Annotated in this window: 8 protein-coding genes and 1 rRNA gene; all 9 read left to right on the forward strand. The window is 69.5% G+C overall.

Annotated features, from left to right (window positions below; translation table 11 throughout):
* Positions 1-3: 3 nt before the first annotated feature.
* A 5S ribosomal RNA gene (gene rrf / locus QMK24_RS10300) occupies positions 4-120 on the forward strand.
* Between the two features lie 67 nt (positions 121-187).
* Positions 188-832, forward strand: a complete 645-nt coding sequence (locus tag QMK24_RS10305; RefSeq protein ID WP_283465105.1) for an HAD family hydrolase — start codon at positions 188-190, stop codon at positions 830-832.
* Positions 833-887: 55 nt separating this feature from the next.
* The gene (locus tag QMK24_RS10310) at positions 888-2087 is read left to right on the forward strand and encodes an MFS transporter (protein ID WP_283465106.1); all 1200 of its coding nucleotides are present in this window, start codon (positions 888-890) and stop codon (positions 2085-2087) included.
* Positions 2056-3231 (forward strand): acetoin utilization protein AcuC, encoded by a 1176-nt coding sequence (locus tag QMK24_RS10315; RefSeq protein ID WP_283465107.1) that lies wholly within the window; start codon positions 2056-2058, stop codon positions 3229-3231. The genes QMK24_RS10310 and QMK24_RS10315 overlap by 32 nt, the downstream gene beginning before the upstream one ends.
* 136 nt (positions 3232-3367) lie before the next feature.
* Positions 3368-4183 carry a phosphatase gene (locus QMK24_RS10320; protein ID WP_283465108.1) on the forward strand — a complete coding sequence of 272 codons (816 nt, stop codon included), beginning with the start codon at positions 3368-3370 and terminating at the stop codon, positions 4181-4183.
* 128 nt (positions 4184-4311) lie between these two features.
* The gene (locus tag QMK24_RS10325) at positions 4312-4524 is read left to right on the forward strand and encodes a helix-turn-helix domain-containing protein (protein WP_283465109.1); all 213 of its coding nucleotides are present in this window, start codon (positions 4312-4314) and stop codon (positions 4522-4524) included.
* A 115-nt stretch (positions 4525-4639) separates the two neighbouring features.
* Positions 4640-4738: a 30S ribosomal protein bS22 gene (locus tag QMK24_RS10330; protein WP_003948845.1), complete on the forward strand. Its 99-nt coding sequence runs from the start codon at positions 4640-4642 to the stop codon at positions 4736-4738.
* A 264-nt stretch (positions 4739-5002) separates the two neighbouring features.
* Positions 5003-6046, forward strand: coding sequence for an NAD-dependent epimerase/dehydratase family protein (locus QMK24_RS10335; protein ID WP_283465110.1), 1044 nt, complete (start codon positions 5003-5005; stop codon positions 6044-6046).
* A gap of 26 nt (positions 6047-6072) precedes the next feature.
* Positions 6073-7278 (forward strand): 1-acyl-sn-glycerol-3-phosphate acyltransferase, encoded by a 1206-nt coding sequence (locus QMK24_RS10340; protein WP_283465111.1) that lies wholly within the window; start codon positions 6073-6075, stop codon positions 7276-7278.
* The last annotated feature ends 82 nt before the right edge of the window (positions 7279-7360 follow it).

Raw genomic sequence — 7360 nt, forward strand, 5'->3', positions numbered from 1 at the left:
TGTTTCGGTGGTCATAGCGTTAGGGAAACGCCCGGTTACATTCCGAACCCGGAAGCTAAGCCTTTCAGCGCCGATGGTACTGCAGGGGGGACCCTGTGGGAGAGTAGGACACCGCCGAACAATCATTGTGAAGAAGCCCCCAGGCCATGCCTGGGGGCTTCTTTGCGTTGGGCCTACAGTGGTGGGCATGCGTTATGACCTGGTCATCTTTGACAATGACGGCGTTCTCGTGGACAGCGAGCCGATCTCCAACCGGATCCTGGCGGACTACCTGACGGAACTCGGGCACCCGACGTCGTACGAGGAATCGATCCGCGACTACATGGGCGGCGCGGTGCATTTGATCCATGACGTGGTGTGGGAGCGGTCGGGGCAGCGGTTGCCCGAGGGCTTCAACGATGCTTTCCATACGCGGGTCTTCGAGGCGTTCCGGCGTGAGCTGCAGCCGGTGTCCGGAGTCGCGGAGGTGCTGGGGAAGCTGGAGGCGGAGGGGGTGCCGTACTGCCTCGCCTCGTCGGGGAGTCATGAGCGGATCAGGGTGGCGCTGCACACGACGGGGCTGTACGAGCGCTTCGGCGAGGAGCGCGTCTTCAGCTCGCAGGATGTCGGGCGCGGGAAGCCGGCCCCGGATCTCTTCCTGCACGCGGCGAAGGTCATGGGCGTAGCGCCCGAGCGGTGTGCGGTCGTCGAGGACAGCCCGCTGGGGGTGCGGGCCGCGACGGCGGCCGGGATGGACGTGTACGGGTTCACGGCGATGACCCCGGCGGCCAAGCTCGGTGACGCCAATGCCCTGTTCAGCGAGATGGCCCAGCTCCCTGAACTGCTCTTCTAATTTGTGACCCGAAGTACCTACTCATCCGTAGCTTCGGGACCTACGCTGCTCGCTCATGGATGCATCTCTACGGCATGGCCGGGCTTCGCTGGCGGTCAGCTTCTTCAGCCAGGGCGTGGTCTTCGCGCTGCTCGTGACCCGGATCCCCGCGATCCAGGACCGCTACGGGATCAGTGACGGGCTGCTGCCGGTCTTTCTCGCCGCCGTGCCGATCCTGGCCGGGGCGGGAAGTGTCGCGACCGAACATCTGGTGAAGCGGATCCGGCCGAGCCTCGTGCTGCGGTGCGTCCAGCCACTGGTCGCGCTGATACTGGTCGCGGCGGGTTCCGGGAACGCGATGTGGCAGATAGCCGTGGCGCTCGGGCTGTTCGGCGTCTGCGTCGGCGGGCTCGACGCGTCCATGAACATGCTGGGTGTCAGCCTGCAGCGCACCTACGGCCGGAGCATCATGCTCGGCTTCCACGCCGCGTACAGCCTGGGCGGCATCACGGGGGCCTCGCTGGCGTGGTCCGGCGCCCACTGGCAGCTGTCGCTCGCGGTGCTGTACGCGCCGGTCGCCGTCGTACTGATCCCGCTGGTGCTGGTGGCGAGCCGCTGGTACGTGGACCAGCGGCCGGAGCCGGCCGTCGCGAGTGGGGACGCTGCTGTGGCGACACCCGTGGTGATGCGGCTGCTGCTGCCGCTGTGTCTGGTCATGGCCTTCGCGTACATCGGCGACTCGACCGTCTCCAATTGGAGCGCGAAGTATCTGCAGGACACGCTCGGCAGCTCGGAGCAGCTGTCGACCGTTCCCTACAACATCTACATGGTGACGACGCTGCTCGGCCGGGCGGCCGGGGACCTGGGAGTGCGGCGCTTCGGCGGGGCCGCGGTGGTGCGGGCCGGCACGGTGGTGGCGGCGATCGGCTTCGGGGTGGTGGCGGCGGCGCCGGGGGCGTGGACCGGGATGCTCGGTTTCACCCTGCTGGGCTTCGGTCTGTGCGTCATCGTACCCACGACCTTCGCGGCGGCGGGACGGCTGTTCCCCGGGGCCTCGGACACGGCCATCGCGCGGCTGAACATCTTCAACTACGTCGGCTTCCTGATCGGCGCCCCGCTGGTCGGTGCGATCGGTGGTGCGTGGAGCTACCGGGGCGCGATGCTGATCCCGATGGTGCTGGTGCTGGCGACGCTGCTGTACGCCAAGTCGTTCGACACGGACGACGCCCGATACGGTGTCGGCCATGAGCGGCCGCGCACAGCTGATGTGGGATGAGCAGGTAACGGATTACGACTTCGGTCCCGGGCATCCGATGGACCCGGTACGGCTGGCGCTCACGATGCGGCTGGTGGAGGCATTCGGGCTGGACCAGGTGGTCGAGGTGACGGCGGCGCCGGCCGCCGGGGACTCCACGCTCGCGCTGGTGCACCGGGCCGACTACGTGGCCGCGGTCCGGCGGGCCTCCGCCGATCCCAGAGCGGCGGAGCTCGCATACGGGCTCGGCACCGAGGACAATCCGGCCTTCGCGGGTATGCACCGGGCCGCCGCGTTGATCGCCGGGCAGTCCGTCGGCGCGGCCGAGGCGGTCTGGAGCGGTGAGGCGGCTCACGCGGTGAACTTCGCGGGCGGGCTGCATCACGCGATGCCGGGCGCCGCGGCGGGCTTCTGCGTATACAACGACGCGGCGCTGGCCGTCGCGCGGCTGCTGGAGCTGGGCGCGGAGCGCGTGGTCTACGTGGATGTGGACGTGCACCACGGGGACGGGGTCCAGGCCGTGTTCTGGGACGATCCGCGCGTCCTGACGATCTCGCTGCATGAGCATCCGCGGACGCTGTTCCCGCAGACCGGCTGGCCGGAGGAGACCGGCGGCGCCGGTGCCGAGGGCGGTGCGGTCAATGTCGCGCTGCCGGCCGGGACGGGCGACGCCGGGTGGCTGCGGGCGTTCCACTCCGTCGTACCGGAGCTGGTCGCGGCCTTCCGGCCGCAGGCCATCGTCTCCCAGCACGGCGCGGACACCCACTTCGAGGACCCGCTCGCGCATCTCGCGGTGAGCCTGGACGCGCAGCGCGCCGTGGCCGAGGCGTGTCACGCGCTGGCGCACGAGCACGCGGAGGGCCGGTGGGTGGCGCTCGGCGGCGGCGGGTACGCGGTGACGGACGTCGTACCGCGATGTTGGACGCACCTGGTGGCGATCGCCGCGGGCAAGCCGATCGATCCCGCCGCCGAGACGCCGGATTCGTGGCGGCACGAGGTGTACCGGGCGACGCGGGCGGTCGCGCCCGCGCGGATGACGGACGGACGTGATCCGGTCGTCTGGCGGAGTTTCGAGGAGACGGGGTACGACCCCGCCGACCGCCTCGACCAGGCGGTCCTGGCCACCCGGCGCGCGGTGTTCCCGCTGCACGGGCTGCTCCCCTAGATCCGGAACCGGACCGGGAACCGGGTCACGAAGGATTCGGGAGGGGGATGAGTGGGAAAAATCCCCAATCACCCGCATGGGGTGCGTTTTCCGGTTTGGGGTGAATGGCGAAGTCGTAAGCGGCAGTATCGAGGGCGTGCTGAGTGTCGGCGCGCTGCGCGCGCATCTGCTGGCGGCCCGGCTGGCCGGTCCCGTGGCGACTCCCCGGGAGAAAAGTCTGCACAGTTACCGACTGTTCGCGGCGCGGGATCCGCGTCAGACGCTCGGCCTCGACCCCGAAGGGGCGTGGGGGGCAGCGGAGTTGTTACGACTCATGGCCGAAAGATGTGGGGTATCCCCTGACCCCGGGCACACTTCAGGGCAGGATGTGATCGACCCCGACTGCACGGTTGCAGCGCTTGACGCTTTCGCGGAACGACTGGCCCGAGCGGCGGTCGACCGGGTTCCGGTACTGATCGGAACGGGCCACCCGCACCGGCTCCTGGGCTTCTACGCCGCATTGGCCGCGGCTTTGTCGGCGGCGGGATGCCCTGTTCTCACTCCCGCGCATGGTCGACGTATCGACATTCCGACCCGATTCGGTCTACGCCAGCACAACCTTTGGTACGTAGGAGGAGTCGCGATGGTCCGCATCGCGGATGCGCTCCCCACCGCCAGTGAGCCCGGAGCGCACACGCACTCCCCCCTCCCGGTTCGTACCGCGCTGGCTGCCGCGGCCAGGCGTGGCGGGCAGCTGCCGGGGCTGGTGGTCGGTGATCACGGGTGGGTCTGCGGGGCTGGTCAGCTGGGTATTGAGGCGATCGGGCTGGCGGACGCCGATGATCCGGCGGTCTTCGTGGCCGAGGCGGAGGGGCGGGTTTCCGTCGCGGTTCCGCTTGATGACGCTGTGCGGTCCGATTACTACCGGCCGCTTACACGCTATGTACTCAATCGAGCGTGTCTGTCACAGTAGTCAACCGATCGCAACTCCTCTTCCCCACTTGCATCACCCGCACCTAATCTGGGGAGGAGCGCACGTGCCTGCTGGAGTCACCGGAGGGGAAGCCGGTGGCCGTCATGTGCGGAAGGTTCAGGTGTGTCATGGCTGCTAGCGAGAGGCCTCTTAACGAGGTCGTGTTCCTGACTGTGGCGGAGGTCGCCTCAGTAATGCGTGTGTCCAAGATGACCGTGTACCGACTGGTGCACAGCGGTCATCTGCCGGCGATTCGGGTGGGCAGGTCCTTCCGGGTCCCAGAACAAGCCGTCCACGACTATCTGCGTGAGTCCTACGTGGGGGTGGGGGAATCTGCATGACGGCCGCCTCGGTCGCCTCGGTTCTACCCGCCCCCTCAGGGCGGGTAGGCTTGGCCGACGTAGGTCGTGTGGGCTCGGACGCCCCGCACCGAGTGAAAACGAAGCGAGGGTAGTCGTGGGCTCTGTCATCAAGAAGCGGCGCAAGCGTATGGCCAAGAAGAAGCACCGCAAGCTGCTGAAGCGTACGCGTGTGCAGCGTCGCAACAAGAAGTAAGCGAGCCACTCGCTGCACTTCCTGCCCTCCCACTACCGCCCTGTGCGGCGGTGGGAGGGCAGCTGCGTTTCCGGGCCGCGTTTCCGGGCTGCGTGTCTGGGCCGCGTTTCCCTGCCGCGCCAGGTGCCCGGGCCATTCGGGGGTATCCGGGAGTGCGGAGGGTGTCCACCGGACAAACACGGTGGCCGCTGGCTCGAACGCCGTCATCACAGCGCAACAACGAACCGATACGGTGCGTACATCCCTGACGGAAGGCGCTGAATCGTGGGCAAGGTGGTGCTCGTCACCGGAGTCGCGCGGAAGCTCGGCGGTCGGTTCGTCCGCCGGATCCAGCACGATCCCGAGGTGGACCGGGTGATCGGCGTGGACGCCGAGCTGCCGACGCACCAGCTGGGCAACGCGGAATTCGTCCGGGCGGACATCCGGCACCCCATGATCGCCAAGGTGCTGGCCCAGCACTCTGTCGACACCGTCGTCCATATGGACGTCAGCGGCACCCCGCTGGGGTCCGGCGGCCGGGCGCAGGTCAAGGAGACCAACGTCATCGGCACGATGCAGTTGCTCGGCGCGTGCCAGAAGGCGCCGACCGTACGCCGCCTCGTGGTGAAGTCGACGACCAGCGTCTACGGCTCCGCGCCCCGCGACCCGGCGGTGTTCACCGAGACCATGCCGCCGAAATCGCTGCCCAGCGGTGGCTTCGCGAAGGACGCCGTCGAGGTCGAGGGCTATGTGCGCGGCTTCGCGCGCCGCCGGCCGGACGTGGCGGTGGCCGTCCTGCGGTTCGCCAACATCCTCGGCCCGCACGCCGACTCCCCGCTCTCGGAGTACTTCTCGCTGCCCGCGCTGCCGACCGTGTTCGGCTACGACCCGCGGCTGCAGTTCGTGCACGAGGACGATGTGACCGACGTACTGGTCCTCGCCTCGCTCGACGCCCGCCGCGGCACGCTCAACAGCGGCACGTTCAACATCGCGGGCGACGGCGTACTCCTGCTCTCGCAGACCGCGCGGCGGCTCGGCAAGCCCACCGTCCCGGTGCTGCTGCCCGCCGTCACCTGGGTCGGCCAGCTGCTGCGCACGGCGGGAGTCACCGACTTCTCGCCCGAACAGATCCGGCTGCTGACCCACGGCAGGGTGGTGGACACGACCCAGATGCGTGAGACGCTCGGATTCGCCCCGAAGTACACGACGGCCGAGACCTTCTGCGACTTCGCCCGCAGTCGCGGTCCCGGTCTGCTGCCGCCCGACCGGCTCGCCCGCACGGTCGACGCGATCGCCGCCGCGCTTCCCGCGGGCGCCAACCAGACGTGAATGCCCCTACGAGGAGGAGCCGCACCATGGCGGACGCCAAGGTCATCCCGTTCGACGAGGACACGCGTGCCCGTCGGGGGTCGGCCCGGCCACGCGGACGGGCGGGATCCCGCAAGAAGAGCGACGGGTCCGGGGCGACGACCACGCTCTCCGCCGTCCCGGCGGGGGTACCGGACGCGCGGGCCGGCACCCCGGAGCCGGGCGCTCCGGTCGACGCCACCGACCGGTCCGCAGCGGCTCGCGAGGGTGCGCAGGAGGGCCAGGGAAGCCCCGCGGGCGGAGCCGGGGACGCTGAGTCCGGGCGCGGCGGCGCGCCACTCACGGCGCCAACGGCGGCCCTTGCCGACACCCTTTCCGGCGCGCTCGGCGGTGCGGCCGAGCGGCTGCTGGGGGCCCGCTGGGACCGGAAGGTCGCGCACGGCCTGTCGTTCCTGCGGAAGCGCGTCACCGGCGATTACGAGGTCGACGAATTCGGCTACGACGAGCAGCTCACCGACCAGGTGCTCATGTCGGTGCTGCGGCCGTTCTTCGACCAGTACTTCCGGGTCGAGGTCAAGGGCATCGAGAACATCCCGGCCGAGGGCGGCGCCCTGGTGGTCGCGAACCACTCCGGGACGCTGCCGCTCGACGGACTGATGGCACAGGTCGCCGTCCACGACCACCACCCGGCGGGACGCCATCTGCGGCTGCTCGCCGCCGACCTGGTCTTCGCCCTGCCGGTGGTGAACGAGCTGGCGCGCAAGGCCGGCCACACGCTGGCGTGCACGGAGGACGCGCAGCTGCTGCTGGAGCGGGGCGAGGTGGTCGGGGTGATGCCGGAGGGCTTCAAGGGCCTCGGCAAGCCGTTCGCCGACCGCTACAAGCTGCAGCGCTTCGGGCGCGGCGGGTTCGTCGCGACGGCGCTCAAGACCGGGGCGCCGATCATTCCGTGCTCGATCGTGGGCGCGGAGGAGATCTATCCCATGGTCGGCAATTCCAAGACCCTGGCCCGGCTGCTGGGCGTCCCGTACTTCCCGGTCACGCCGACCTTCCCGTGGCTCGGGCCGCTGGGCCTGCTGCCGCTGCCGACGAAGTGGACCATCCAGTTCGGCGAGCCGATCTCGACCGATCACTACCCGCCGGAGGCGGCGGAGGACCCGATGCTGGTCTTCAACCTGACGGATCAGGTGCGCGAGACCATCCAGCACACGCTGTACAAGCTGCTGGTGCAGCGGCGGTCGGTGTTCTTCTGAGGCTGTTCTTCTGAAGCTCCGCGGTCCGGGGTTCCGCTGATCATGCGGCGGGGGGGCGGGGGGGGGGGGGGGGGGGGGGGGG

This window comes from Streptomyces sp. PH10-H1, from assembly GCF_030063355.1.
Classification (GTDB): domain Bacteria; phylum Actinomycetota; class Actinomycetes; order Streptomycetales; family Streptomycetaceae; genus Actinacidiphila.